At 64.0% G+C, this 25,165-nt stretch carries 26 protein-coding genes and 1 tRNA gene; 12 read left to right on the forward strand and 15 right to left on the reverse strand.

The features are described from left to right. Nucleotides 1-237: 237 nt before the first annotated feature. Both ACQY4T_RS06825 and ACQY4T_RS06830 read right to left on the reverse strand, forming a co-directional pair. The gene (locus ACQY4T_RS06825) at nucleotides 238-549 is read right to left on the reverse strand and encodes a hypothetical protein (protein WP_428539205.1); all 312 of its coding nucleotides are present in this window, start codon (nucleotides 547-549) and stop codon (nucleotides 238-240) included. A 245-nt stretch (nucleotides 550-794) separates the two neighbouring features. Beyond that, nucleotides 795-1,016 carry a hypothetical protein gene (locus tag ACQY4T_RS06830; protein WP_428539207.1) on the reverse strand — a complete coding sequence of 74 codons (222 nt, stop codon included), beginning with the start codon at nucleotides 1,014-1,016 and terminating at the stop codon, nucleotides 795-797. Nucleotides 1,017-2,374: 1,358 nt separating this feature from the next. Here ACQY4T_RS06830 and ACQY4T_RS06835 point away from each other — a divergent pair. The 3 genes from ACQY4T_RS06835 to ACQY4T_RS06845 all read left to right on the forward strand — a co-directional run bounded on the left by ACQY4T_RS06835 (nucleotide 2,375) and on the right by ACQY4T_RS06845 (nucleotide 6,140). Further along, entirely contained in the window at nucleotides 2,375-4,711 is a 2,337-nt protein-coding gene (locus ACQY4T_RS06835) for an AAA family ATPase (RefSeq protein ID WP_428539209.1), read from the forward strand. Continuing rightward, complete coding sequence (locus tag ACQY4T_RS06840; protein WP_428539211.1) at nucleotides 4,708-5,361, forward strand: hypothetical protein; 654 nt, start codon at nucleotides 4,708-4,710, stop codon at nucleotides 5,359-5,361. The genes ACQY4T_RS06835 and ACQY4T_RS06840 overlap by 4 nt, the downstream gene beginning before the upstream one ends. A 101-nt stretch (nucleotides 5,362-5,462) precedes the next feature. Further along, a complete protein-coding gene (locus tag ACQY4T_RS06845; protein ID WP_428539213.1) occupies nucleotides 5,463-6,140 on the forward strand; it encodes a class I SAM-dependent methyltransferase in 678 nt (225 codons plus the stop codon). 473 nt (nucleotides 6,141-6,613) lie between these two features. Here ACQY4T_RS06845 and ACQY4T_RS06850 read toward each other — a convergent pair whose 3' ends face one another. From ACQY4T_RS06850 to ACQY4T_RS06890, 9 genes are all read right to left on the reverse strand, one after another. Beyond that, a complete protein-coding gene (locus ACQY4T_RS06850) occupies nucleotides 6,614-6,817 on the reverse strand; it encodes a hypothetical protein (protein WP_428539216.1) in 204 nt (67 codons plus the stop codon). Nucleotides 6,818-6,913: 96 nt separating this feature from the next. After that, a complete protein-coding gene (locus ACQY4T_RS06855) occupies nucleotides 6,914-7,375 on the reverse strand; it encodes a hypothetical protein (protein WP_428539219.1) in 462 nt (153 codons plus the stop codon). Further along, nucleotides 7,372-7,851: a hypothetical protein gene (locus ACQY4T_RS06860; RefSeq protein ID WP_428539222.1), complete on the reverse strand. Its 480-nt coding sequence runs from the start codon at nucleotides 7,849-7,851 to the stop codon at nucleotides 7,372-7,374. The genes ACQY4T_RS06855 and ACQY4T_RS06860 overlap by 4 nt, the downstream gene beginning before the upstream one ends. An 11-nt stretch (nucleotides 7,852-7,862) precedes the next feature. After that, entirely contained in the window at nucleotides 7,863-8,501 is a 639-nt protein-coding gene (locus ACQY4T_RS06865; RefSeq protein ID WP_428539225.1) for a hypothetical protein, read from the reverse strand. A 1-nt stretch (nucleotide 8,502) separates the two neighbouring features. Beyond that, nucleotides 8,503-8,862 (reverse strand): hypothetical protein, encoded by a 360-nt coding sequence (locus tag ACQY4T_RS06870; RefSeq protein WP_428539228.1) that lies wholly within the window; start codon nucleotides 8,860-8,862, stop codon nucleotides 8,503-8,505. A 187-nt stretch (nucleotides 8,863-9,049) separates the two neighbouring features. Next, the gene (locus tag ACQY4T_RS06875; RefSeq protein ID WP_428539231.1) at nucleotides 9,050-9,457 is read right to left on the reverse strand and encodes a hypothetical protein; all 408 of its coding nucleotides are present in this window, start codon (nucleotides 9,455-9,457) and stop codon (nucleotides 9,050-9,052) included. An 8-nt stretch (nucleotides 9,458-9,465) separates the two neighbouring features. Beyond that, nucleotides 9,466-9,717: a hypothetical protein gene (locus ACQY4T_RS06880; RefSeq protein WP_428539234.1), complete on the reverse strand. Its 252-nt coding sequence runs from the start codon at nucleotides 9,715-9,717 to the stop codon at nucleotides 9,466-9,468. Between the two features lie 819 nt (nucleotides 9,718-10,536). Beyond that, a tRNA-Glu gene (locus ACQY4T_RS06885) sits at nucleotides 10,537-10,612 on the reverse strand. Nucleotides 10,613-10,659: 47 nt separating this feature from the next. Next, on the reverse strand, nucleotides 10,660-10,962 hold the full coding sequence (locus ACQY4T_RS06890; protein ID WP_428539237.1) for a hypothetical protein: 303 nt from the start codon (nucleotides 10,960-10,962) through the stop codon (nucleotides 10,660-10,662). 31 nt (nucleotides 10,963-10,993) lie between these two features. On the opposite strand from ACQY4T_RS06890, the gene ACQY4T_RS06895 reads away from it, so the two are divergent. Next, nucleotides 10,994-12,013, forward strand: coding sequence for an RluA family pseudouridine synthase (locus ACQY4T_RS06895; protein WP_428539240.1), 1,020 nt, complete (start codon nucleotides 10,994-10,996; stop codon nucleotides 12,011-12,013). 228 nt (nucleotides 12,014-12,241) lie between these two features. Continuing rightward, on the forward strand, nucleotides 12,242-13,156 hold the full coding sequence (gene rpoH / locus ACQY4T_RS06900; RefSeq protein WP_428539243.1) for an RNA polymerase sigma factor RpoH: 915 nt from the start codon (nucleotides 12,242-12,244) through the stop codon (nucleotides 13,154-13,156). A 114-nt stretch (nucleotides 13,157-13,270) separates the two neighbouring features. Here the strand turns inward: rpoH and ACQY4T_RS06905 are convergent, their stop codons facing one another. The 4 genes from ACQY4T_RS06905 to ACQY4T_RS06920 all read right to left on the reverse strand — a co-directional run bounded on the left by ACQY4T_RS06905 (nucleotide 13,271) and on the right by ACQY4T_RS06920 (nucleotide 18,258). Beyond that, nucleotides 13,271-13,699, reverse strand: coding sequence for a hypothetical protein (locus tag ACQY4T_RS06905; protein ID WP_428539246.1), 429 nt, complete (start codon nucleotides 13,697-13,699; stop codon nucleotides 13,271-13,273). Between the two features lie 29 nt (nucleotides 13,700-13,728). Beyond that, complete coding sequence (locus tag ACQY4T_RS06910) at nucleotides 13,729-15,696, reverse strand: hypothetical protein (RefSeq protein WP_428539249.1); 1,968 nt, start codon at nucleotides 15,694-15,696, stop codon at nucleotides 13,729-13,731. Nucleotides 15,697-15,808: 112 nt separating this feature from the next. Further along, nucleotides 15,809-17,098: an adenylosuccinate synthase gene (locus tag ACQY4T_RS06915; RefSeq protein ID WP_428539252.1), complete on the reverse strand. Its 1,290-nt coding sequence runs from the start codon at nucleotides 17,096-17,098 to the stop codon at nucleotides 15,809-15,811. Between the two features lie 5 nt (nucleotides 17,099-17,103). Beyond that, nucleotides 17,104-18,258 (reverse strand): ATP phosphoribosyltransferase regulatory subunit, encoded by a 1,155-nt coding sequence (locus ACQY4T_RS06920; RefSeq protein ID WP_428539255.1) that lies wholly within the window; start codon nucleotides 18,256-18,258, stop codon nucleotides 17,104-17,106. Between the two features lie 195 nt (nucleotides 18,259-18,453). On the opposite strand from ACQY4T_RS06920, the gene ACQY4T_RS06925 reads away from it, so the two are divergent. The 7 genes from ACQY4T_RS06925 to ACQY4T_RS06955 all read left to right on the forward strand — a co-directional run bounded on the left by ACQY4T_RS06925 (nucleotide 18,454) and on the right by ACQY4T_RS06955 (nucleotide 24,448). Next, nucleotides 18,454-18,765 carry a helix-turn-helix domain-containing protein gene (locus tag ACQY4T_RS06925; RefSeq protein WP_428539258.1) on the forward strand — a complete coding sequence of 104 codons (312 nt, stop codon included), beginning with the start codon at nucleotides 18,454-18,456 and terminating at the stop codon, nucleotides 18,763-18,765. Nucleotides 18,766-19,221: 456 nt separating this feature from the next. Beyond that, the gene (gene tnpA, locus ACQY4T_RS06930) at nucleotides 19,222-19,617 is read left to right on the forward strand and encodes an IS66-like element accessory protein TnpA (RefSeq protein WP_428531908.1); all 396 of its coding nucleotides are present in this window, start codon (nucleotides 19,222-19,224) and stop codon (nucleotides 19,615-19,617) included. Continuing rightward, on the forward strand, nucleotides 19,614-19,961 hold the full coding sequence (gene tnpB / locus ACQY4T_RS06935; protein WP_428531905.1) for an IS66 family insertion sequence element accessory protein TnpB: 348 nt from the start codon (nucleotides 19,614-19,616) through the stop codon (nucleotides 19,959-19,961). The genes tnpA and tnpB overlap by 4 nt, the downstream gene beginning before the upstream one ends. 71 nt (nucleotides 19,962-20,032) lie before the next feature. Beyond that, complete coding sequence (gene tnpC / locus ACQY4T_RS06940; RefSeq protein WP_428542708.1) at nucleotides 20,033-21,685, forward strand: IS66 family transposase; 1,653 nt, start codon at nucleotides 20,033-20,035, stop codon at nucleotides 21,683-21,685. Next, nucleotides 21,637-21,936, forward strand: a complete 300-nt coding sequence (locus ACQY4T_RS06945; RefSeq protein ID WP_428531902.1) for a hypothetical protein — start codon at nucleotides 21,637-21,639, stop codon at nucleotides 21,934-21,936. The genes tnpC and ACQY4T_RS06945 overlap by 49 nt, the downstream gene beginning before the upstream one ends. Before the next feature lie 62 nt (nucleotides 21,937-21,998). Beyond that, entirely contained in the window at nucleotides 21,999-23,486 is a 1,488-nt protein-coding gene (locus ACQY4T_RS06950; protein WP_428539261.1) for an MBOAT family O-acyltransferase, read from the forward strand. Then, on the forward strand, nucleotides 23,486-24,448 hold the full coding sequence (locus tag ACQY4T_RS06955) for a hypothetical protein (protein ID WP_428539264.1): 963 nt from the start codon (nucleotides 23,486-23,488) through the stop codon (nucleotides 24,446-24,448). The genes ACQY4T_RS06950 and ACQY4T_RS06955 overlap by 1 nt, the downstream gene beginning before the upstream one ends. Nucleotides 24,449-25,165: the final 717 nt, after the last annotated feature.

A 25,165-nucleotide genomic window follows, 5' to 3' on the forward strand; every position in this document is an offset into this window, starting at 1 on the left:
CATGGATCGTCCAGGGCGGCTTTTTCTTTGCCGTCAGCGTCGAACGCTCATGGCTGCCGAGGGGGTAGGCTCGCAACAGCCAAACGGCGGCGATCTGGCGGGGGGAAGCGCGGGCTTAGGCGTCGCCCCGCCTCACTGATACCGGAGAAACGACGGCGGGCGTAGGACCGTCCCGTGGCCATCTGTGGCAGGGCTTCAATCTATCCGCCGGCTGGGGTGCGGTCGATGCTTGCGCTCCTAATCCGTAGACACCGCTGCGCCGGGCGGTGGCCCAAAGCCGGTCGGGCTTTGCACGTAGCCGCGGGCCGCAAGGCAAGATACGAGGACGCCTCGGCTGATGATCTGACCGCTGGCCCCGGAACCAAAGCCATTGGAGACGAATGCCCTCGACACGTTGGTCCGCGCATCCTGAATGCAGGCGTAGCGATCCTTCAGATATTGGTCATAGGTGCCCTGGGGCTTCGACCATAGCATTACCGGCGGCGGTGGCGGATTGCAGCCCGTCGTCATCAAGAGGCTGCCAAGGGCAATACCGATGAATGCGCGCATACTGGCTACCAACGTTCTGAGTTAGCACAGAATGCCAGGATGATTGACAAACGGCAAGGATCGAATGCGCGCCGAAGTCGGAGCATGATCGTGGCATTGCTGACGACGGGGGTTGGCTCGCAGCACCATCACCGCGGCGATCTGGCAGGGGTAGGACGGGCCTGGGCGTCGCCCAGCCTCACTGCTACCGGAGAAACGGCGCGGGCTGTCGCGCCTTCCTGGGGGCTGTCTGCGGCAGGCTTCAATCACTTGGCAGACGGCATCAACCGACCGCTGCTTGGGGGTGGTGCCGGCGGGCGCTTCATCAGGACGAAGCCCGATCGCTGGAGATGCCGGATCAGCCGCTCGGCAGTGATCCGCGCCATCGCATCGTCTGCCTGATGGATGCGCTTGTGACCTTCATATTGAAGCGCAAAGGCCAGTGCATCGGCGATCTCGATCTCGGTAGCAGGGCGGAGTTCGGTCATGCGGTCAGACTAAGGCAGATCACGCGAACAGATCAAGAACTGCTTGAGGGCTCGGGTGCGGAGTAGCGGGGGCGCCGGGGTAGCCAGGGCGGCTGATCGGCGGGACCGGCTCCGGATCATGCCTTGGACGTGCGGCGGACTGTGCGGCCGTCCCGCAGTCGGCTGGGGTTGAGTTTCCATCGCCGCCGGGTTCGAGTTGCCGATCAGCCGCCGGGTAGAGTTCGAGAGCGGGCGGTGTGTCTCCGCGGTTCGACGGGGGGGGGCGATGGCTTGGCGGGTCCTCTTGCGCGCATGGGCATAGGTTGGGCGGCGAGCGCAAACGATCGCAAAGGCACCGCGGAGCCACCCGCTACAGAGTGGAGCCCCATATCGCGCTTCAGCCGGCTGCGGCGATCCGGGGATGGCGATACTTCGCTGCCAGGGGGTGCGCCGGTCCTGATCGATCGCAGAGTATCATTCTCTCGATGGTGGCGAGGCTCGCTTGCGCTCCGCCGTCGATCGGTCGGGGCGGACTTGAGATGCTGCCGGGGGGGTGTGGTTTTGCCGAAAAGCTCTCCCAAGCTCAGGCCAAAGCCAAGATCAGGCGTAGGTGTAGAGGGGGGGGCGAAGAACCCCTCTACCCTACCCCTTGGATGGCGATATTCTTGCCACCTCATTTCCTAGGGTATCGGTGGCATGGCAAGCCCGTAAGCTATTTATATGACACATATTCCATTTTATTCCGTGCCAGGAACGTCCCAGCTTGGCAAGCTGGCAAATCTGCACACACCGGTAGTCGTTACGCCCGCCCCGGCGGTGCCGAAGCGCGGCCACGGATCACCGTTGCTCGCGGCAAGAGGTGCTCGATTTCGCGGTCATGTGGCTGCGGGTAATGCCGACGATCAGGCGGGGCTCAGGACGGCCTGCGGTTGCTCCGGCAAGGTGCGGGCTCGGGTTCGCGGTGGAGGTGGCTAAGGTCAGCGACCGACGCTCGCGGCCCGGCTGATCCGCGGAGCCGAGATCATCAGACCCCAGAAACGACAACGCCCCAGCATTGCTGCCGGGGCGAAGCGTGTTTTAGAAATGACATTGGAGACTTACACCCGGTTAGCGACGCCGGCGGAGATGATAATAGCCCTTCGATCGAGAATATGCAAATAAATTTTCTGCTTATAGAACAGTATCTTAAGCGCAGACGGCCCGCCCATACCGGCGGCTGATACTCATATAGATGCAGACCGCAAAAGATCGACACTTCAGTGTTTTAATACTGTTCTTGCAATGTCAATCCATTTTATGGCATACCGGGGATGCGCCTGACGGATAGCTCCCTCAGCCGTTTGTTTCGAGAAATGCTTATCAATCTATGGAGACTTACAATGAATTCCGAAGCCATACCTATGCCCGCTCCTGATCCTGCTTCGCCGAGGTGGCGACGGAGTAACGACGCGGCTCCATCTAAGCCAGCCGACGCTCTCGGCATCACCCAACTTCGCGCGAACATTTGGTCAAACGGGTTCCGCTCGGTCGCGGTCTACAACCCCGTCACTGGCGACGATAAATCGGGCAAGCGCCCTGTCGGCAACGATTGGACCGGCCGCGCTCGGCAGAACCCGCCTGAAGCTGCTACCGCACTGGCCAACCTGCGCCACGGCAACACGGGCATCCTCGCTGAAGGGCCGCGCCCCATCGACATCGACATCGACGACACGGCGCGCGCTGCCGAGGCTCGGAGGATCGTCGAGGCGACGATCGGCAAAACGATAGTCCGCACCCGCTCCAACTCGGGGCGATGCATGTTGATCTACCGCGCGGCGGAAGGCCAGCCAGCCAAGCGTTCGATCACTGGCACTCACGGCAAGGTGGAAGTGCTTGGCCTCGGTAATCAGTTCGTGGCCTATGGGAAGCATTACACGGGCGTCAATCTGGAATGGCCTAACGGCGGTCCTGACGTGACACCGCTCGCGGCGCTGCCCTTAGTCTCCGAGGCACAAATCACCGCGCTACTTGCCGCGCTGGCTCCGATCGTCGGAGCCGAGCCGCCAAAAGACGCCTCCCCACCACAACCGGCCGCAGCCGCCGCGCCAAGTTCAACTCGGATCACTGCCGAGCAATTCCAAAGGCAGCCTCACGTCGAAGCCACCGCTCCCGACGGTGAGGTGGTGAACCTCACGATTTGGAAGGCCAAGCACCCTAAGCGGTTTCTGCTGCCGCAAGCCGTGCAACACCACTGCCCGGAGATGATCCTCGGCAAGTCGAAGCCGTCCAAAGATGGGCGCAGCCCGCTGGTGCCCTGCCGATGCCCGAACGAGGGCGCGCACACAATCGAACACTATGACGGCGACACGTCCACCGTGATGTGGGATGCCTGCTCCAGCCAGGACTTTGGCTTCAAATGCCACCACGGGTGCGCCGGGTCCGACCACGACAACCTCGGCTATCTCAAGCAACTGATCGAGCAGGGGCACCTACCGATCAGCGCCCTGACTGATGATCGGTTCCTGATACCGTTGCCAGAAACCTCTGTGAACAAGAGCAAGTGGCTCTTTGGCAGTGACATGCTTTCCAAGCTATACGAGCGCCCCCCTGAGATCATCCCAGGGTTCATCGGCGTCGGCACAATGACTGTCGTGTCTGGTCCGCAAGGGACCGGCAAGAGCGCCCTCCTCAGCACCGCAGCCTTCTGCATGGTCAGCGGGGCGCCGGAGTGCATGGGCTTCCCGGTGCGGCCGGCGCGGGTTGCGATCCTAGCCGGCGAAGGCGCCAATCGCACGATCCACGACTTTGCCGCGAACTGCCTGCTTCACGGCCGCGATATTTCGGAAATCATGAACGCCGGCTTCGGTATCCACAAAGGCTCCCTCCCGATCAACACCCCCGGCGGCAGAGCCGAGTTGCTGGCGTGGCTCGAAGGTTTCAAAGAGAGGTTTGGCGGGTATCCCGACGTGGTGATTATTGACACCGCGCGCAAAAACCTGCGCGGCAGCGTGTCCGACGATGAGCACGTCGGAGAGTATTACGAGACGCTCGAAATTCTCACGGGCATGAGGATATCCACAGTCACTGCCGCCCATACCGCCAAAGGCGGCGGCAGCACCAGCACGAAGGGTTCCAGCGATTGGGAACAGGGCGCTGATTATGTTGTCCACGTCTCCGGCAAGGTGCGCGCGGGCAAGACGAAGGTATTCTTTGAGAAGGTCAAGACCGGCAATGATGGTCACTCCTTCGAGGTGACGTATGAATACCCGGACGTTCCCGGCGTCGGGACCACGCCGGTTCCCGTGCTTCTCACGTCCACACCGTTCAATGCTGCATCCGGTGCTGATCCCCAGGATGATGCTGCCCAACAGTCCGGCGCTGAAGTCGGGGTCTGGGTTGCCGAAGCCAAACGCATCCTCGACAACCGGGTGGGTCTGGACATGGCGGCAACCGAGTTGGCCGAGGCGGTCATGGCGGCAACCATGCCGGATCTGGAGCAGGACAAAGAGCGAGAGAAATACACCAAGGTTCGCGATGATACCGTCCGGAAGCGCCTAGTTCGTGCGTTCCGCCGCGACAAGGCTTTGCACCCCTACGTGGCGGACTGGACGAAGGGCGGCGACCCTTCGAGCTTCCACAACCCCGTCGGCCCCCGCCGCGCCCGAGGCGAGGTGAAGAAATGTTGCCGTCGCAAGCTGCCACGCCCCAACCACCCCGGCACGGGAGCGGTCCAATGACCGCACTTCCCGTTGCCTGCCGTGTTTCGCCGCGCGCTGACACCAGCGAGCCATCCAACCCCATCTGGTTCCAGTCCGGCGTGTGGGTCGTGACCAGCGATGGCTTGCGCGCGCCTGGAACCTCGGTCAGCGCCGGCGCCCTGGGCATGAAGGATCGGCCCGGTGTCCTGTCTTGGCCCCGGCGTCTTGCGCGAAGCCACGGCAATTCGTCCGACTTCATGGCGGCATTCCGGGTGGCGTGCGCCCTCCACCGTGTCAACGTCACCGCCGCCGAATTAGACGCCGCTGAGGCCGCGACACAGTGCGCCGGACCTCCAGCGCCCGCCGTCGCTTTGAACCCGTCAGCGCCCTGTCAGAAGGTCGCGGCGACCATGGTAAACCAGAAGCAGAAGAAGCCCACCGGACCACCGGCACCGGCAGCCTGGGCGCTGTTGCCCAGCGGCGACATGACGAACGGCAAGGCCACGATCGCGGCGGATCGGCTATCGTCGCCCGAGGTGCTGGCCGAAGTGTTCGCGTCGGAGCCGATGGGGCTGGACGGCTTTCTGGCGCTCTGGCCGGCCGGGGCAGGATACCCCGCTGAAGTGAAGGCGGCGCGCAAGTCCGTCCGCGTCTGGCACTTCAAGACGTTCCACCGGAAGCTCGCGTGATGCAGTAGCGCTTAGTCACCTGAACCTCACGCCACCCCCAGGCAGCGGATAACGGAAGCGGGTTACTACCCTCGACGAAGAGCCGCTGATAGGCTGGCGCGATGAGATGCTCGGTCTGCGGCGGCAGTGAGTTTGTGGTCAATCCCGTGATTTGGGATGATCTCGCTGCGGCGTGGCAACTGTCTCCGAATGAGCGTGCTTACGTGGATCGCCAACAGGGAAAGGCTTGCACGGGATGCAGTGCCAATTTGCGCTCAATCGTGCTGGCCGATGCGCTTCGCGACGCCTTCGCGACCACCTTGTTGTTGCGGGATTTCGTCGCGTCGGATGCCGCAGGTTTTGACCTGCTTGAGATCAATGAGGCGGGGACGCTTGGTCCGATCTTGAAGCAGATGCCGCATCACACCCTTGCGGAACATCCCGCTATTGACATGCACAAGATATCCTACCCGGACGACAGCTTCGATGTCGCCGTCCACTCCGACACGCTCGAACACGTGGAACACCCGATCCGCGCGCTGGAAGAATGCCGTCGGGTGCTGCGTCCTGGAGGTTCGCTATGCTTCACGGTTCCGACGATCGTCGGGCGGCTGACCCGGACCCGCGCCGGGTTGGCGAAAAGCTGGCACGGCTGGCCGAGTGAAACCGGCGACGATTATCTTGTCCATACCGAGTTTGGCGCCGATATGTGGACGTTCGTGTTGAGCGCCGGTTTTTCAGCCCTAAAGATTTTCAGCGTATCATTTCCCGACGCCATCGCCATCAGCGCACGGAAATAGCTACCGCACCGTCGTGCATCTCAGTCGTTGCGATGCGCCGTAGCCAAGGACGGCACCACACCGGCTGTTGGAGAAACGCCACACAGGCCGGCCAAAAGGTTGTCGGAGAGAAGCAAGCCCTTCGCCCGATCGCCCAGCGCTGTCCAGATGGGCAGATCCCCTGCCCGTTCGGCCATAGTGTTCGCTGCGAGCCTGGGCACAGGCTCCGAGGTAGGAAGAGATGGCGGCGTGAACCTCGGATATAGCAGCATCAAGCCGAGCCGCAGCAACCTGCACGGGCGACAAGGTAAGATCGTCCGCGAGGCCAACCTCGGCGCACCATTGCGACCAAGTAACCGCCCCTGCTTCTCCCGCCTCTACGCGTCGCCGCGCTTCGGCAAGCTGAAGCCCGCCGCTGGTCTCGAAATCGCGGGCCTTGGATAGCCGAGCCTTGATCTGCCGGGCCAGCGTTTCGAGCGTGTCCGCGGTCATGGTCAATCGGCCGTGTGCTGACTGGCGAGCGTCGGAGCCGGCGGGTCGATCGGAGCCTGCGACAACATGCCAGCGGTCACACCGTCGGACAGCAGCAACGCGAGAGCTTGTTGAGGCGCACCGTCGAACCGCGCGTTCGACACCTTGGGATTGCTTTGCCGGTAGGTCGCATTGGCTGCCGAACACGCGCCGATGTAAGTGTTCAATGCTGCGATATAGCTGGCAGTCGCGGCGTCGAGGGCAGCGGCAGCGGTTTGGACTGGTGAAGACACGTTCGGGGTTCCTTCTGCTTGAGTTGAGGTTTAGTTCGCGGCCTGGGCATTGGCTGCCCACCGGCCCGCGTCCTCGGTGAGGAACGAATTGATCCCACCGCCGGTGACGGCCGCAGTGCCGGTGATCTGAAGCAGGCCAATGAAGCGTCGGGCGACTGGGAGCACGCCCACAGACAGAGGCAACCGGCAAACGAAAAGGATCGCGCCAGCGGGGATCGGGGTCGAACCCGTCACGAACTGAGGCGTATACATCAGCACTTGGCTGGTCGTGGTGCTAATCGCGGCCGAGGTGTCTGAGGCCAGGGCGAACTGCAACGTGCCGGCTGATCCACCGGTGATGATCGGCGAGTTCGCCACGATTACCAAAGAGAGCCTTGGAATGTCGAAGCCAACGTCGCCCCAGGTGTCGATCTGTGAGCCGATCAGGGTTGTGCCTGTGCCAGAAACGACCGAAATGCCGGCCGCGATCTGAAGCGAACTGTCGATTATCATGGTAGGTCTCCTGTTGAGGTTGGGGTTGGTAGGGTGGTGGTCTCGCGAACCGGTAGGCCGATGCGCTTGAGGTAGGATCGGTGTTCGACGGCTTGCTGCCGCATGACCTGCTCGGTCTCTGCCTTGGCGCGCTCGACGGTCTCGATGCGCTTGCCGCTGCTGATCTCGCGGATGAAACCAGACGGATCGCGGTATTGCCCCGGCGGGAGCGCATTGCCCTCGGCATCGAGGTAGAGGGCTGCTATCGCTGCGGCTTCCTTGGCTGCTGTCGCCTTCCGGTGTGCCGCCATCCAGATGTCGTGCTTGCGCCGGCCAGCCGCTTCAGCTTCAGCATGACGGCGCCGTTCGAGTGTTCCGGCTTCTTCAGCAGCGGCGGCCGCGGCCAATTCGGGGTTGGGTGCGGAGGCTTGTTTCAGGGCCTCAATCTCTGCCCGGAGTTCGGCTATCTCTTTTCGCAATTCGGCTGTGCTGTGCATTGGTATTCTCCTCAGTAGCGGCGGGTGCCGTAGTTCATGGGATTGCTGCGCCAGGCGTTGGCGAAAGCACGGATGACGGTCGCGTTGTTGCCTAGCCCGGTGCTGTTCAACACGGCTTTGAGTTCAGCCGAACCGTAGGTGCGGATCGCCGATTGCGCGTCCGCCAGCATCGTCCGATCCTTGGCGAACATCGTCTGAGCTTCGGCAGCCCATGCGGCCGATTGGCGATCGATCGCCGCGGCGTTCATCTGCTGGTGCAGCGTCTCCAGCTTGGCCGTCTGATCCTGATTGAGCTTCAGGTCCGCGATGACGGGTGCGACGGCTGCCGCATCTGGGTGACTGTGATCGATCCAATCGGCGGGGGAAGCTTCAGCAGCCTTGGCGCCGGCGGCGGCCTCTGCCTCACGATCCGCGGCCGTTTTGCCATCCGGTCCAGGTGCGTATTTACCCAGACCAAAAGCCCGGTCCATTGCATCAGCCTTGGCGTCGAGCGTCTGCTCATCGACCTTGGCCACTGGTGCCGGCTGGGCGACTGGTGCGGGTGCGGCCGGCGCGGGCTTCGCTGCCGGTATGGCGCGGGCCGCATCGGTGTTGATCGGTAGGTCTGGGAACAGCGTTGCTGCCGCGGTCATCTGCGGGTCCATGGTCATCTCAAACCTCATACTTGCTGCGGTGTGGTGGACGGGGGCGCCGGCCGAGCGGGTGTTCGGCCATCTTCTTGACCAGGGCTTCACGATCCACTTGCGCGCGCGCTTGGAGCGTCGCCTTGGGGATGCACTTGCCGTCGAGTTCCAAATCCCAGTTGGCCGCAAGGTCGTCGCGGTCGCGGCACTCCGGCATCTGCGCCAGGATGGCTTGCCGAACCTCGATCCTTCCGAGCAACCGGCAGCCCGCGTCGAGTGCTTCGGCCGGCGGAAACTTCGCTGCCTTTACCGCGACGTCGAACCTGCGGGTCCCAGCGAAGGCCACCACAAAGGCTTGTTCCCCCGTGTCGAGTTGTCGGGCGTTCATGGCGCCACCAGTTCAGCTTTTCGGCGCTGACGTGCTGCCGTTGGCTGCGGCCGGTGGACGATGATGCGCGAACAACGCAGGGTCGGGTTTGCCACGGCGGCGGCTTCGCGGACGGCCGCAGTGACGATAACGCCATTGATCCGGACCACAGGTTCCGGCGCTTGGCTCCGGCGACGTTCAAGCGTGCTCATGGTGCCACCGCTTTCTTCTTGGGCGGGCGCCCGCGCTCCGGCCGCGTCGAACGGACAATCGTAATCAGGATCGGTTGCTCGGCTTGCTCCCGCTCCAAGGCTTCGGCAACGAGGCGTTCGCGGGCGGCTTGGATGCGAGTGGCCAGCGTGACCGGTTCGACGGGGTTGCCGTCCAGGTCCAGCATCCACTTGGCAGCGAACGCCAGCTTGGCGTCGCCATCAGGCATCGCCCTTACGATGGCGCCCTGGACCTCCGGCGTGGAGATCATCTCCAGACCGATGCTGACTGCCATCCGCTCGGGCCAGCCGGCGGTGATCGCAGCCGACACTGGCGAACCGCTCGCGACGTAGGCATCGACGAACGCTTGGCGGGCGGTCTCGGAATTGGGGTCAGGCGTCTTCATGGCCGCGCCTATGCCGCTTCCGCTTCCGCAGTCGCTTCGGCGTTTTCTTTCTCAATCCGGGCGATCGTCCGACCCAGGTTCGCATACGCGTGGCGGATCAGCCCCTCGATGTGAGCCTTGTGGAGAAGCGCCCGCGCGGTCGGGCCGGCGTAGCCAGCTTGGATCGCTGCGGCCGTCGGCAGGACGCCATGAGCCAGATTGGTCACGAACGCCGCTTCGCGGTCGCTCAACTCCACAACGATCGAAGTCTTCAGGGTCATTCTGGTAATCCTTTCAACAACTAAGCCATTTGAAACGCCCCACCATCGCGCGTATGCGAAATGATAGTTACAACGAGTGTTATAACTACGCTCGCGTTTGATAATTGTCCAGTGAAATCTAGACCGTCTAGCCGGAATTTTCGGCTCAGGTTTTTTGTGCCTGAGGGTTACGGCTGCATGTTGAAGGACCGCATCGACCCCGCGCATGATGGCCCGAACCGCCCAGCTACCGGCCGGGACAGGAGCAAGGAGCACCAGGGCATCAGGAAGCGCCGAACGGGGAAACCTAAGCCGCGGCTCCCAACGATCTCCGGCCAATGACCACGGCGCCGCGCGACGGTCGGCGGGTGCGGCTATGGCTCCGCGACGGCGGCGACTTCGTTGGCTATTACACCGGTCGCTGGCGGGGATGGATCGACTACAGCGATCCGCACCCGCTGATCCGTGGCGACATCCGCTTCCTCGGGTGGGAGCCGGTGGATCAGGATGGACAGGACGACGTTCTGGTCCAGCGGGCAAAGCCGAGCGGCGGCCCGGCTGCCGTGACCGTTGTCCCGCCAGAGATGCTGGTGGTGCCGGTGGTCGCTCAGGAGCCGGAGAAGCCAGCGGTCGCGGTCAAGATCATCCGGCGCGTAGTGACTGCCCGCAAGCCAAGGCTCCGGCGGTCGGGGGTCGCAGCGCGCCGGCTGACACTTGACGGGGATCAAGAAGACGCGACCCGACCGGGGCAGCGTCCGCCAAAACCTTGGTGGAAAACCTTGGTGGAAGGGCGAAGTTATCCACCGGCTAAGTCACTGATAAGACTGGGCTTTGTTGCGTTGGCGTCCCGTAGGGGATTCGAACCCCTGTTGGTGCCGTGAGAGGGCACTGTCCTGGGCCTCTAGACGAACGGGACATCGGCCGGGTCAGGTGTCTAGCCCGGAACCCCCGCGACCTCAAGGGTTACCGCGCCAGCGAAATCCGCCCCGCCACCGCCCCGGTCGCCGGATCGATCAGCACCACCCGGTCCACCCCACCGCCCGCCAGTTGCACCGCCAGCCGGTCTCGCACCGCGGCGATCCCGGCAATGTGGGTTCCCGTCGGTTCATCCAGCACCGCCGCGACCGAGGCCGACAATGCCGCAACGGGCGCGGTCGGCGCCGATACCCGGCGGAAAACCGCGATCAGCAGCGTCAGCGTCCCGGCCACGATCAGCACGCCCATGACGATGGTCGCGATCTTCAACGCCCGCATGCGGTCTCCCATTCGACGCCGATCCGGGTTATCGCACTTCGACATGGCAGCCAACAGCGAGCCTCCGCCGCTTGCGGAACAAACGGTGCCCGGACCGATCCGCATCACCGCCAAGCCCGAGCAGGCTGGTCAGCGGGTCGACCGTTTCCTCGCCGAGACGCTGGGCACGATCTCGCGTTCCCGGGTCAAGACGCTGATCGATGGTGGGCGGCTGTGCAATGAAGCCGGCTTGATCACCCAGCCGGCCGAACCGGTGCGCGCCGGGGGCACCTATATCCTCGACCTGCCGGCGGCGGTTTCGGCGACGCCGGCGCCGCAATCGATCCCGTTCCCGATCCTCTACGAGGACGCCGATCTGATCGTGCTCGACAAACCCGCTGGGCTGGTGGTCCATCCGGCGCCGGGCAACCTCGATGGAACCCTGGTCAACGCACTGCTCGCCCATTGCGGGTCCGGCCTGACCGGGATCGGCGCGGAACGCCGTCCCGGCATCGTGCACCGGTTGGACAAGGACACCTCGGGCGTGATGGTGGTGGCCAAGACCCAGCTCGCCAGCGACACGCTGACCGCGGCGTTCGCCAGGCGCGACCTCCAGCGCAGCTACATCGCCCTGGTCTGGGGGCTGCCGCGGCCGCCAAGCGGGCAGATCGAGGGCGCGATCGGCCGCGACAAACGTGACCGCAAACGGATGGCGGTGACCGATCATGGCGGCAAGTTCGCGCTGACCCACTACCGGACGACGCGGGCCTGGCAGGCCAGCCTGGCGCTGCTGGAATGCCGGCTGGCGACCGGACGGACCCATCAAATACGCGTGCATTTTGCCAGCAAGGGGCACCCCTTGGTTGGCGATCCCTTGTATCTGCGCCGCCTACCGGCCGCCGCCAGGAGCGTGGCACAGCCGCTTCTTGGCCGGCTACTGGACTTCCCCCGGCAGGCATTGCACGCCACCACCCTGGGCTTCACGCACCCGCGATCCGGCCGCGCAATGCTGTTCGAAGCCGCCTTGCCGGCCGATTTGCGGGCTCTTGTGAACGATATCGAGGCGCAATTAAGCGGCCGGTAACAGGAGCTTAACCTTGACAGGACTAATTCGGTCCTGTATACCCAATTTTGTCAACGCGGCGGGATGACCGCATTGGTCGGGAACGTTCGGAACGCCGCTGCCGATTGGGGCGTGTCTCCGGGACGTGTAATCCCTCCCCTGCATCCCAAGTGACTTCGGTCACATTCATGCTGTGATCTTGCGCCAGCTTTGGGCAAACATCCGGCTTGACGAAAGGAGCCTTGAACCGTGGCCTCTGCCGTCCTCAATGTTGCCCCAGAGGGCAATCTGTCGCGGTATCTCCAGGAGATCCGCAAGTTCCCAATGCTGACCCCGGAGGAAGAACTCTCGCTCGCCCACCGCTGGCGGGATAGTGAGGATATGGAGGCGGCACACAAGCTTGTCACCTCCCATCTTCGGCTCGTGGCAAAGATCGCCATGGGTTATCGCGGCTACGGCCTGCCGGTCGGTGAGCTGATCAGCGAAGGCAATGTCGGGATGATGCAGGCGGTGAAACGCTTCGATCCCGATCGCGGCTTCCGTCTCGCCACCTACGCCATGTGGTGGATCAGGGCGGCGATCCAGGAGTACATCCTGCATTCGTGGTCGCTGGTTAAGATGGGCACCACCGCCGCGCAGAAGAAGCTGTTCTTCAATCTGCGTCGGCTGAAGGGCCAGATGCAGGCGATCGACGACGGTGATTTGCAGCCCGAACAGGTCGCCAAGATTGCCCGCGTGCTGGACGTCCCGGAACAGGACGTGGTCAGCATGAACCGCCGGCTCGCCGCACCCGATCACAGCCTGAATGCGCCAGTGCGCCAGGACAGCGAAGGCGAGTGGCAGGATTGGTTGGTCGACGAGTCGGAAACTCAGGAAAGTTCGATCGCCGACCGCGAGGAGTTGACTGGCCGCAAGGCGTTGCTGACCGGTGCGTTGAAATCACTGAACGAGCGGGAACGCCACATCCTGATCGAGCGGCGCTTGAAGGATAACCCGACCACGCTGGAAGACCTCTCGCAGCAATACAACATCTCACGCGAGCGGGTGCGTCAGATCGAAGTTCGGGCGTTCGAGAAGCTGCAAAAGGCGATGAAGGCGCAGATCGCCGAACGTCGCCTGAATTCCAGCAACCGGGTCGGCGCTCTGGCGTCGGAACCGTCCTGACCTGCCACCCCACGGTGATGGCCAGGCAAATGGCCCGGCTATCTCGCGCAGCATCAGTGGCGCTAACCGCGCCAAACCCGGATTATCGGGAGCTGATTACGGAAGCCGGTGAAGCTAACGGCTTTCGTCTTCCTCCAGTCCCCATTCGGCAACCAGCGCCTGGCGCTTTGCAAGCAAGGTGGAACGCCGGGATCGAAGCCGATAATCGTCCGCGGCTTTAAGTCCCAGCGGCAGGATTTGGGTCACTAGCCAGGCTGCGGCGGCCGCCAGCCAGGAACGCAAGATGGTGTGCCAGTCCGCCAGATAGCCCATGCAGCCATCGATCCCGGCGCATCGATACCACGAATTCACCAACGGGCGCACGCATGCCGCGGCCTGGAACAACAAGATGGCTCGGGCGACGCCACAACCCGGCGTCCGGTCCAGCACCAAAGCCAGCAACCCTGGCAGCAGCAGCAGCGTCGCGGGCAGCGCGATATCCGGCGACAGCGCGATCAGCGCGCCCGCGGCCAGCCCGAGCAACAGCACGAGCAGACCGCTCATGCCGCGGCCGAGCTTCGATCCGCTGCTGATCACAGCAGAACCGACATCATCATCAGGATGAACGCCGACAATCCGATGCCACCGGCAATCGCCCGGCCAAACCGCTCGGCGTCGGCAAACCGCGCCTGATCCTGATGGTCGATCGCGGCCACCTCGGCGTCGATACCGGCGACCTCGTTCACCGCCAGTTGCGCCCCGGCGCTATCCAGCACCCAGGAGGCTCGGTCCTCGACCAGCTCAAGCAGCCGCGCCAAAGATCCCGCCTGGGTCAGCAGGTCCAGCCGCGCCTGCATCGCTTCGCGACGAGGCTTGTTGCGCCAGCGCCTCAGGTCGGGCTGCAGCCGAACCGCCACCCACTTGGCCAGCGTGGGCATCGGCGCGGGGTGGTAACGCACCTGCATCTCTTGCAGCAGAGCCAGTTCGGCGCGGCGGAACGACTCCGCATCCTTGGCGCTCGCCAAGGCGTTGACCTGAACCTCGATCTTTCGATCCGCCCGGGCAGCGATGAAGGCCGAGATGTGCAGATCGACCAGGCTGTCTTCATCGCGTTCGCCGGCATTTTCGAAAAATCGCATGAGATCCGGCATGGTCGCGACCCATGCCGTGGACATCCTCGGCGACCGGCACGGCAATTGCGGATTCAGCGTATAGAACAGGCGCAGCAATCCGGCCGCGCCGCCGGCGTGCAAAATCTGCCGCTGCGACGCTAGGTCGGGCGGGTCGGGACGGCCGGATCGGGCATCGTCCTGGCTCCAGGATGCGAACACGTCGGCGGTAATCAACTCCTCGACCGCGGCCAGCAGATCCGCCTTCGATGCGATCCCATCGGCCAGCATGGCCGGCAATGCATCGGGCCACATCGCGATACCGCGCCAGCACAGCGGCATGCGGAAATTGAGCGCGTCGATGGTGTGCAACACCAGGAACGAGTCGCTGCAGGGCCCAGATTTTGTTTCAGCGACGCGGCCGCGAACCAGCTCCTCGATCTGGGTCGCCGAACCGGCATCGCCCAGGCCGCGGCGCAGCCACTGGGTGACCAACCCGTTGCGCAGGAACTGAATGGCCTTCTTCTCGTCGCGGAACAGCCCGTAAGCCAGCGTGTGGGCGTCGTAGACCGCGATGTCCTGCAGCATCAGCGAATTCTGGCTGCGCCGAGCCGGACGCGCGGCGACCCTCCGGCCACGCGTGGTCGCCAGATCCATCAACTGGTTCGGCAGGGGCCGGTGCTCCGGATCCTCGGCGAGCATCAGGCGCAGCAGATCGGGAAGCATTCCGGACAGCGAGAAATCCCGGGTGAGGGCGGCGAAGCTGCCCAGATCCAGCTTCCAGCGAACCCGCGTTGCGTCGTCCATGTTCGCCATCGGGATTTTGCCTCCCGACAAGGTCAGCAACAGCACACCCAGGGCGTAGACATCATCCCCGATTGAACCGTCGCCACGGCAGGCCGGGGGGCACATCGCGCTGTATGGCGATTCGAACACCGCCGGCTGATGCATGGCCGGGGGCGCCCCCCACGCCGCGCCCAAGGTCACCGGCTGGCCGGGCGCGGCCTGGAACACGTTGTTCGGGCGAATCGCCCGATGCGTCAGCCTGCGGGTGTGCAGGATATCCAGCACTCCGGCGATCGGCCGCAGCACCAGGTCGATCAGTGCCTTTTCGGGCCAGGTATTCAAGGCCGCCGACACCGGCGCCCCGGGCGGAGGGGTGCAGATGATGAAGTAGCCTTCGCCCTTACCGCCGAGGTTCGGCGCGACACCATGGCCGAGCGGGGCCATCAGGTAGTCGATCGGCTGGTCCAGAGCTTTAAGATGGCGGGCACGCGGTGAGGCATCCCGGGAAACCGCCAAAGCGACCCGCCGAGCGTCGCCTGCCGAACGGTCGCGGGCCAGATAGGCCGTCAGGCCGCCGCCGGCATCCGGCAGAACCTGGGAGGTATCGACGGCGAAGCGTCCGCCGATCAAAGTATTGGGAACTGCGACGAGAGAACCATCAGCCATGCGGACGAACCATTTTGGTCGGGCCGCCGCAGCTTAGCGGGCGAAAGGTTGACCAACCGTTAACGCCGCATGCCCACCAGGTCGGGTTGCGGATGGACAGCGCGGGGCGATGCTATCCCTCGAACGGGTCCTTCACCATGATCGTATCGTCACGCTCCGGACTGGTGGACAGCAAGGTGACGGGGGCTTCGACCAGTTCCTCGATCCGACGCACGTATTTGACCGCCTGGGCCGGCAGGTCGGCCCAGGATCGCGCGCCGCGGGAGGAGCCGGACCACCCCGCCATGGTCTCGTATTCCGGAACCGCCGCCGCCTGGGCGCCGGGCGCGGCCGGCAGGCGGCGTGAATACTGGCCGTTGACCCGGTAGCCGGTGCAGATCTTCAACTCCTCCAGCCCGTCGAGCACATCCAGCTTGGTCAGCGCGAGGCCCTGGATGCCGCCGACCTTGATCGCCTGGCGCACCAGCGCCGCATCGAACCAGCCGCAGCGCCGGCGCCGGCCGGTCACCACGCCGAATTCTTGGCCGCGGTCACCCAGCAGTTGGCCGATATCGTCGCGCAACTCGGTCGGGAATGGCCCCGAACCAACCCGGGTCGAATACGCCTTGGCGATCCCCAGCACGAAGCCCACAGACCCGGGACCGACGCCGCTGCCGGATGCCGCCGTCGCGGCGACGGTGTTTGACGAGGTGACGAACGGGTAGGTGCCGTGATCGACATCCAGCATGACCGCCTGGGCGCCCTCGAACAGGATGCGCTTGCCGCCGCGGCGCAGCTCGTCTAGCCGCTCCCACACCGGTTCGGCGAACGGCAGGATTTGTGGCGCTAGCTTCAGCAGCGCGTCCATCAGTGTGTCCTTGGCGAACGGCGCGACACCCAGGCCTTGCAGCAGGGCGTTGTAGTGCAACAGCAGCTCGTCCAGCTTGGCCGACAGCGTATCGGGTTCGGCCAGGTCGGCGATCCGGATGGCGCGGCGGGCGACCTTGTCCTCGTAGGCCGGGCCGATGCCGCGTCCGGTGGTGCCGATCTTGCGGCCGCCGCGAGCTTCCTCACGCGCCTTGTCGATCGCGGGATGCAGCGGCAGGATCAGCACCGCGTTCTCGGCGATGCGCAGCGTGTCCGGCGTGACGGTCAGGCCTTGTGCCCGCACCCGGGCGATCTCGCCCAGCAGGGCGTCGGGGTCGACCACGACGCCATTGCCGATGATGCCCAGCTTGCCGCGCACCAGCCCCGACGGCAGGAGCGACAGCTTGTAGGTCTCATTGCCGACGACCAGCGTATGTCCGGCGTTGTGGCCGCCCTGGAACCGCACCACCACGTCGGCTCGGCTGGCCAGCCAGTCGACCACCTTTCCCTTGCCCTCGTCGCCCCATTGGGCGCCGATCACGGCGACATTGGCCATTGTGCTCAGCCCTTGGAGTGCAGCAGCGCGGCCATTCCGGCTCGCAGGATGTGGGAGCAACCCAGCCGGGTCGCCTCGGCGGTATCATCGGCAACCGGCGCCAGCGACGCAACGGTGGCGAACCCATCGCCGCGCAGAGCGGCCAGGACCCGGCGATCGGCTCCGAATGGCACGAACACCCGAGGCCGCGCCTGACGCGAGGGGGCCACACGCAGGATCGCATCGGGATACAGCGTTAGGCCGGTGGCCGGTTCGGCGTCACCGCAGACATAGCGTCCGCCGCGGCCGAGCTCTTCATGGCGTCCCGGGGCGTAGACCGTCACCGACACGCCGGTCTCGTAGCGGAAGCCGCGAAACTCCACCGGATCGACCGTCAGGCGGAGCGTCGGCGCGCCCGCCCGGATCGCCGCGACCGTTTCCGCCGCCCGCTCCGCCAGGTTTCCCGCGAGGTTCGCCAGTTTGGCGTCGGCCAGCGCGGCCAGCGCGCGGTCGGCCGGTCCGGCCGCCAGCAGCAGATCGGTCAGCACCGGGGCGAGCCGGCCGCCGTGGCGCGTCACCGCCGCGGCGTCCTTGCGGTCCAGTGCCTTGGACAGGGCCACGCGGTCGGCGCCGGCCAGCCCGGCATCGTCCAGTAACGAGGGCACCAGCATCGGCAAAGTCAGGTCGAAGCTGACCCGGGTCAGCCCCACCGCCGCCAGCGCCTCTGCAGCGACCAGCACCGTTTCGGCGTCGGCCTGCGGGCTGTCGTGCCCAATGAGTTCCACCCCGGCCTGCGCCATCTGCCGCTCCGGTGCAAGCTGATAGCCGCGCACCCGCAGGCATTGCCCGGCGTAGGACAGCCTTAGCGGCCGCGGCGCGGCGGCGAGCCTGGTGGTGGCGATGCGTCCGACCTGCGGCGTGGTATCCGCCCGCAGCCCCATCATGCGATGGCTGTCGGGGTCCATCAGCCGAAACGTCTGATCCGCCACCGCGACGCCCGACCCGGCGAACAGGCTGTCTTCGAACTCCAGCAGCGGCGGCTTGACCCGCTGATAGCCGTGCGCGGCGAACACCGTCATCAACGCCTCGACCGCCGAGGCCTCGGTTTCGGCATCGGGCGGCAGCAGATCGCGCAGGCCAGCCGGCAGCAGCGCCGGGTTGGGAGGAAGAGCGTCGCTCATGTCCGGGATCAGCTAGCAGCAAACGGCGGAACGGGGAACCGCGGCCAACGCTGTCAGATCGTTATTAACCTTTCGTTTTCGATTCCGCGGTAGAACACGCTCTCGGTTAACCCAGCGTAGCGACAGCGGGCCTTGAAACGCCCAGCAAGGCCGGGACTTAACCAGCGAAATGCGACACGGACGAGAGTAGGCAAAATGACTGTGATCACCAAGCCATACCTTGGTCGTGCCGGACAGGTCCGGGCCAAGGGAAACGACATAGACGCTCCGAACCGCGATATCGGTCACGAGGAACGCCGCAAGATCGGGCGATACATCTCCGACCTCCGGGAAGCCAAGGGGATGACGCAGTTGGAATTGGGGGACCAATTGGGCGTGCGTAACACTTACATTTCGGCCATCGAACTCGGACGGACAAGCATTAGTCCGGAACGATATGGCCAGTTGGCAGACGCGCTGGGAGTAAAGCAGCAAGGAGTTCGGCGAGCGCGTGCTTCGTCACTATAACCCGTGGCTCTACGCAATGCTCTATGACTCAGAGATCGTAAAGGACACGCTTTCCAGCCTCCCGGAGAGACTACAAGACCTCAGAAAAAAAGCTGAAGGAGCTGGAAGCTAAACCTGAAGAGCTGAAGGACTTATGTACAAGAACAACACTGTTCGGGCAACCGTTTAACGAGAGGCCTGGTAGCCCGCCCATCGTAAAGCGGTTTCATGCTAAAATAGGTGCCGGTTTGTCATTGCTGACAGCGATAGCGACGTGGCAATCATCTGCAAGAGACCGTGGTTGGGAAGAGTGCCGGCCTCTCTACACAACCGGCACTGACAAAGGATGGACGCTGGTTCTTCAGGACGTTGGTTTCCCGGTTAGTATCCCTCCGCTGGCGGCCGCCTGGCTCTGAGGGTCTTGCCTCCTTAAGTCGCTGGTTAACTGTGTGGTAAAGGTGGGCGATGGATGGGGTGGTGGAGATCATCACGGGGCGGGAACGCCGGCGTCGATGGGGCATCGAGGAGAAGCTTCGGATCCTGGCCGAGACGACTGAGCCCGACGCGGTGGTGCGGGCGGTGGCGGCGCGGAACGGTATTTGTGAGAGTCTCCTTTACGCGTGGCGCCGACAGCAGCGCGACGGGACCTTACGCGAGAGCGGGACACCGGCGTTCGTTCCGGTAAGGGTATTCGGGACACCGATGAACCCGATGTCGTCGACGAGCCAACCGGAACGTACATCGTCGTCCACTCGTTCGCAGACACGGTCAGACCTGATCGAAATTGAAATGGGCGACGGACGACAGGTGCGTGTTGGTCGTGACGTGAACCTCGCTGCCTTGCGTCGTGTGTTGACGGCGCTGCGATCTTGATTCCCGTTCCAACAGCTGGCCGGGTCTGGATAGCGACCGGTCACACGGACATGCGCCGTGGCATGCGGGGATTGGCCTTACAGATTCAAGAGGGTCTCAGACGTGATCCGCACGGCGGAGATCTTTTCATTTTTCGGGGACGCCGTGGGGACCTTGCCAAGATTCTCTGGCATGACGGTGTTGGACTTTCGCTTTATGCCAAACGTCTCGATCGTGGAAGGTTCGTCTGGCCTTCTGCCTCGGATGGCGCGGTAGCAATTTCACCCGCTCAGATGGCCTATATGCTTGAAGGGATTGATTGGAGAAATCCTCAACTCACATGGCGGCCGACGAGCGCTGGCTGAAACGAAAAAATATCCGCTCTCATGCATTTTGGGGTATCGCAAATCGAGCGGCTTATGATTCTCTCAGCTCCATGGATGAAGTTCGCGACGGTCTTCCGGACGACATTGACGCGCTGAAAGCGGTGTTGATCATTGAGCGCGCGAAGGCCCTGGAAGTCGCCGCAGAACTGGCCATCGCGCGTGCCAAAGCCTCACAGGACATGGCGCTGATCGCCCATCAGAAATTGCGGATCGCCAGGCTGGAACGCCAACTGTATGGGCAACGTTCCGAACGCTCGGTGCGGTTGATCGACCAATTGGCGCTCGTGTTCGAAGAGCTGCAAGCCGAAGCCACGGAAGACGAACTCGCCGCGGAAGCCGCGATCGCCAGAACGACCAGCGTGACCGGGTTCACGCGTCAGCGCCCTGAGCGCAACACATTCCCCGAACACCTGCCGCGCGAGCGGGTGGTGATGGATCCGCCAAGGACGTGCGACTGTTGTGGTGGCAACCGTCTGCGCAAACTCGGCGAGGACGTGACGTGCACGCTGGAATCTCAGCCGCGTCGATGGAAGGTGATTGAGACGGTGCGCGAGAAATTCACCTGCCGTGACTGTGAGAAGATCACGCAGGCGCCGGCGCCGTTCCATGTCGTGCCCAGGGGGTGGGCCGGCCCAAGCCTTCTCGCGATGATCATGTTCGAGAAGTTCGGGCAACACCAGCCACTGAACCGCCAGGCCGAACGTTACGCCCTGGAAGGCGTGCCGATCGCGCTGTCGACGATGGCCGACGCCGTAGGATCCGTCTGCCGCGTGCTCGATCCCCTCTGGCGCCTGATCGAGGCTCATGTCATGGCGGCTGAGCGTCTGCACACGGACGATACGACGGTTCCGGTTCTGGCCTCCGGAAAAACCGATATCGCGCGTTGCTGGATTTATCTTCGCGATGACAAACCTTTTGGCGGAACGGGGCCGCCAGCGGCGATATTGCATTACTCGCGCGATCGGAAAGGCGAGCACCCCCAGGCACATGTGGCCGGGTACGCCGGCATCCTCCAGGCGGACGCCTATGACGGATATAGAAAGCTTTATGAGCCAGGGCGAACGGCCGGGCCCATCGTGGAGGCGGCGTGTTGGGTGCATGCCCGGCGCCCATTCTTTGCCATGGCTGATATCGAGGAGAACGCCCGGCGCAAGGCGGCCGGCAAGAAGGAGATCCCGCTGTCACCAATCGCGATCGAGGTTGTGCGCCGTATCGACGCGCTCTTCGAGATCGAGCGATCGATCAACGGGACAAGCGCGAACGAACGACTGGCGGTTCGCCGGGACAAAAGCCGGCCTCTGGTCGAGGAACTGGAGCTTTACCTGTGCGCGCAACTGGATCGGCTGTCCCGCGGGCATGATCTTGCCAAGGCGATCAATTACATTCTCAAACGACCCGCTGCCTTCAGGCTGTTCCTCGAAGATGGCCGCGTGTGCCTTTCGAATAATGCCGCCGAGCGCGGGCTGCGTGGTGTGGCTCTCGGAAGACGCGCGTGGCTATTCTGTGGGTCCGATCGCGGCGGGCAGCGTGCGGCGATGATGTACAGTCTCATCGTCACAGCAAAAATGAATGGCGTTGATCCACAGGCGTGGCTCGCGGACGTGCTCTCACGCATCGCGGCCCATCCCGTGCATCGACTGGATGAACTGTTGCCGTGGAACTGGCCGTCCCGATTATCTCTCGATCCAGCTCTGGCGGCCTGATCGTGCACGTCAACAAGGTTCATTCCGTCAAAACGATCAACCGCGTCGCGAAGGAACTCGGCGAGAGCGTGGACTGGCTCCATGATGTCGCCGACGAGATGGACACCGAAGACGGCGTCATCTGGGTCTACGGGGACACTGACGATGGGGTAATGGCATTCACGGACTTCGGGATCGAAACCCTCACTGACCTCGTCGAAATGCACAAGCAAGATCCCACAATCCTGCAGCGTCGGAACAATCAGAAATAGACGTCCTGCGGCCCACGCCGAATGGTTACCCCGGTTAGCTCGAATCTGAGCGACCTCGCACCATGATGTTCCACACCACCCCATTCATTCTTGGTTTCCTGCCGGTCTGCGTGACGGGTTTCTTCGCTCTGGGCCGTCTCCGCGGCACGGGCTGGGCGCTCTACTGGCTGGTAGCGTGCAGCCTCTTCTTCTACGCCTGGTGGAACCCCGAACACCTGGTGCTGCTGGCCGGGTCGGTGGCGCTGAATTATTCCATTGCGTGGAAGTTGCGGCACGGCACCGCGCCGCGCGCCTGGCTGACCGCCGGCATCGCGCTGAACCTGGCGTTGCTTGGGTGGTTCAAATACGCCGACTTCCTGCTGCATATCGTTGCTCCGGACGCCCCGGCGCTTCACATCACCCTGCCGCTGGCGATCAGCTTCTTCACCTTCCAGCAGATCATGTTCCTGGTGGATACCGCCGGGCCTAGTCTAGCCGCCCTAGCCAGCCGACCGCCTCGGGATCGAGCCGACAGTCTACCGGGCCTGCTGCACTACAGCGCCTTCGTCACTTTCTTCCCGCATCTGATCGCCGGCCCCATCGTCCGGCCATCGGAGATCATTCCGCAACTTGGCGCCCCCGGCCTGGGGCGTCCCCGCATCGACAACATCGCCGACGGCCTGCTGATCTTCCTGTTGGGGCTGGGCAAGAAACTGGTGCTGGCCGACATGTTCGGCGGTTTCGCCGATATCGGATTCAACGCCGCGGCGCATGGCGCGACGCTGACATTCTTCGAGGCGTGGTACGCCACCCTGTCCTACGCGCTGCAGATCTACTTCGATTTCTCGGGTTACTCCGATATGGCCATCGGCTTGGCCCGGATGCTAAACATCCGCTTCCCGCTGAACTTCGACAGTCCTTACCAGGCCAGCAACATCGCCGATTTCTGGCGCCGCTGGCACATCACCCTGGGCGGCTTCCTGCGCGATTACCTGTATATCCCGCTCGGCGGCAGCCGCGCCGGAGCGTTGCGCCGCTGCGGCAACCTGATGACCACCATGCTGCTCTGCGGCCTGTGGCACGGAGCGGCGTGGAATTTCGTCATCTGGGGCGGGCTGCACGGGATCTACCTTGTCGCCCACGCCCAGTACCGCCGGATGTTCCGCCCGCTGCCCGCCATGCTCGGCCAGGCTGTTACGCTGTTCGTGGTGATCCTCGCGTGGGTGCCGTTTCGCGCCGGGTCCCTGCACGACACCTGGGTGGTGCTGCGCGGCATGGCGGGCCTCGACGGCGTTACCCTGCCCCGGATGATCGTCTCGGCGCTGCCGCCGCTGGCGAAATTGGCTGATCCGGTCAGCGTGATGCCATTCCTCGGCGACGCCCGCACCCTGAGTTTCCCGGAACTCTCCGCCTGCCTGCTGCTGGGCTGGTTGATCGTGCTGGCGCTGCCGAACCTGCACCGCATGACCGGCCGCGCCCGCCATTGGTGCCTGACCAGCAGCTTCGCCTTGTCGGTGCAGGCGCTGTTTTTCGCGCCCCATGTCGCCCCGTTCCTGTATTTCCAATTCTGATGGGGCGCCTGCTGCTCGCCTGCGCCGCCTCGCTGGCGCTTTATTTCAGCGCCTTCACCTGGCTGCTAGACCGGCCGCTTACGCTGGGCGCGCTGCGCGCCCGCATCGAGGCCAACATCGCCCTGGGCGAGGCCGTCCAGCAACCCAAACTGGTCATCCTGGCCGGATCGAACGGGCCATATTCCCACCGTTGCGAGACCATCGGACCGATCATCGGACGCCCTTGCATCAACGCCGGTGTCGCGGTCGGCGTCGGGCTGGATTATCTCTTCACCCGGTGGGAGAAGCTGCTGCACCCCGGCGACATGGTCTACCTGCCGCTCGAGGAGGCGCAGTACGTTCGCCCGCGCGCCGCCACCGATCTGGGTCCGGACGCCAGCATCATGCTGCGTCACGACCGCGCCACGTTGGCGACATTGCCGCCGCGCCGGCAGATCGCCGCGCTGTTTACCGGCGACCTGCGCGGGGTGATCATGAGCCTGATCGAAGCCGCGCTCACCGAAGACGGCTTCCATGACCCGCGTGTCGCGGCCGAGGGCGGCACCAACGCCTGGGGTGATCACGTCGGCCATACCGTCGCGCTGGCCGCGCTGAACCGGACCGCGCTGGCGGCGATCACCCCGGTTCACCCGACCGCCGCCGAGATCCGCGCCGGCTACGGCAGCGAACTGGTCGCCGGCTTCCTCGACTGGGCCGACCGCAACGGCGTGCGCGCGATCGGCGGCCTGCCCACTGGCTTCGCCGACTCGCCGATCGCGGACGACAGCCTGGCGGCGATCCGCGCGATCTACCGCGACCACGGCGCCAGTTTCGTGGAACTGCCGAACCATAGCCGCTACCCGCGGTCGGCGTTTTTCGACACCCAGGACCACCTCAACGAGGCGGCCCAGATCCGCCATTCGTTCGCCATCGCCAAAGCCCTGTCGCGCCTGACCGAGCAGCAACAGGCGCGCTCGCGGTAGCCGACTCGGCTTAGAAGACTCGCATTTTAACCGATCGGCACCATGAATCTTGCTCCATAAACGTCTAATTATGGGACAAGCTCTCGAAGCGGACGACCAGCCTCCCGCCGTCACCCAGCCAGTTATACAGCCAACGCCAGCCAAAGGCTGATTCACAAGGATTATGGAACACAGCACATGCCGGTCCGGTATGAATTCAACATCTTCGAGCGGCGCGCCAGGGAACTGATCGCCGCCGACGGGCCAAGTGACGCAGTGGCCATTTATCTGTTCATGGCGGATGGTGATCCATCGTTGGACGCTGGGTATCGCCGAACGCATCGGCCACTGCTACGAACTGTGGGGCGAACTCCACGCGGCTCGGTGGTGGTTTGGACGCGCAGTGGAAGAGAATCCCGGAATTGCCCGTTACGCGGAAGCACGACTACGCTTCGAGCACCCTTCGATCGCCGACCTCTTCTCGAGAGAAGACTTGGAGCAAGCAAATCGAAGCTGACCGAAGTGATCAGATATCGCTCAAAGAACCCGATCGGACGATGCTCAGGGTGACAGCGCCGCGTGCCGATCCGGACTAAGACATGATCGCGGCGCCGGCGGAACGTTCAAGGCGCGTAAATCATGCAAACAAGCAAAGAGCTGGACCATTTTTCGGCATGCACAGTCATGCTGAAAGTGGCCCAGCCTGCTACCTGCCGGGACCGCCGCCGAACCTTCGGC

Origin of the sequence: Rhodopila sp., assembly GCF_965277825.1 — a bacterium.
Classification (GTDB): Bacteria; Pseudomonadota; Alphaproteobacteria; order Acetobacterales; family Acetobacteraceae; genus Rhodopila.

Coding starts and splice junctions, on each gene's coding strand:
- ACQY4T_RS06825 (WP_428539205.1), bottom strand. CDS start 549: ATGCGCGCATTCATCGGTATTGCCCTTGGCAGCCTCTTGATGACGACG.
- ACQY4T_RS06830 (WP_428539207.1), bottom strand. CDS start 1,016: ATGACCGAACTCCGCCCTGCTACCGAGATCGAGATCGCCGATGCACTG.
- ACQY4T_RS06835 (WP_428539209.1), top strand. CDS start 2,375: ATGAATTCCGAAGCCATACCTATGCCCGCTCCTGATCCTGCTTCGCCG.
- ACQY4T_RS06840 (WP_428539211.1), top strand. CDS start 4,708: ATGACCGCACTTCCCGTTGCCTGCCGTGTTTCGCCGCGCGCTGACACC.
- ACQY4T_RS06845 (WP_428539213.1), top strand. CDS start 5,463: ATGAGATGCTCGGTCTGCGGCGGCAGTGAGTTTGTGGTCAATCCCGTG.
- ACQY4T_RS06855 (WP_428539219.1), bottom strand. CDS start 7,375: ATGATAATCGACAGTTCGCTTCAGATCGCGGCCGGCATTTCGGTCGTT.
- ACQY4T_RS06860 (WP_428539222.1), bottom strand. CDS start 7,851: ATGCACAGCACAGCCGAATTGCGAAAAGAGATAGCCGAACTCCGGGCA.
- ACQY4T_RS06865 (WP_428539225.1), bottom strand. CDS start 8,501: ATGACCATGGACCCGCAGATGACCGCGGCAGCAACGCTGTTCCCAGAC.
- ACQY4T_RS06870 (WP_428539228.1), bottom strand. CDS start 8,862: ATGAACGCCCGACAACTCGACACGGGGGAACAAGCCTTTGTGGTGGCC.
- ACQY4T_RS06875 (WP_428539231.1), bottom strand. CDS start 9,457: ATGAAGACGCCTGACCCCAATTCCGAGACCGCCCGCCAAGCGTTCGTC.
- ACQY4T_RS06880 (WP_428539234.1), bottom strand. CDS start 9,717: ATGACCCTGAAGACTTCGATCGTTGTGGAGTTGAGCGACCGCGAAGCG.
- ACQY4T_RS06890 (WP_428539237.1), bottom strand. CDS start 10,962: ATGGGAGACCGCATGCGGGCGTTGAAGATCGCGACCATCGTCATGGGC.
- ACQY4T_RS06895 (WP_428539240.1), top strand. CDS start 10,994: ATGGCAGCCAACAGCGAGCCTCCGCCGCTTGCGGAACAAACGGTGCCC.
- ACQY4T_RS06905 (WP_428539246.1), bottom strand. CDS start 13,699: ATGAGCGGTCTGCTCGTGCTGTTGCTCGGGCTGGCCGCGGGCGCGCTG.
- ACQY4T_RS06910 (WP_428539249.1), bottom strand. CDS start 15,696: ATGGCTGATGGTTCTCTCGTCGCAGTTCCCAATACTTTGATCGGCGGA.
- ACQY4T_RS06915 (WP_428539252.1), bottom strand. CDS start 17,098: ATGGCCAATGTCGCCGTGATCGGCGCCCAATGGGGCGACGAGGGCAAG.
- ACQY4T_RS06920 (WP_428539255.1), bottom strand. CDS start 18,258: ATGAGCGACGCTCTTCCTCCCAACCCGGCGCTGCTGCCGGCTGGCCTG.
- ACQY4T_RS06925 (WP_428539258.1), top strand. CDS start 18,454: ATGACTGTGATCACCAAGCCATACCTTGGTCGTGCCGGACAGGTCCGG.
- tnpC (WP_428542708.1), top strand. CDS start 20,033: ATGGATGAAGTTCGCGACGGTCTTCCGGACGACATTGACGCGCTGAAA.
- ACQY4T_RS06950 (WP_428539261.1), top strand. CDS start 21,999: ATGATGTTCCACACCACCCCATTCATTCTTGGTTTCCTGCCGGTCTGC.
- ACQY4T_RS06955 (WP_428539264.1), top strand. CDS start 23,486: ATGGGGCGCCTGCTGCTCGCCTGCGCCGCCTCGCTGGCGCTTTATTTC.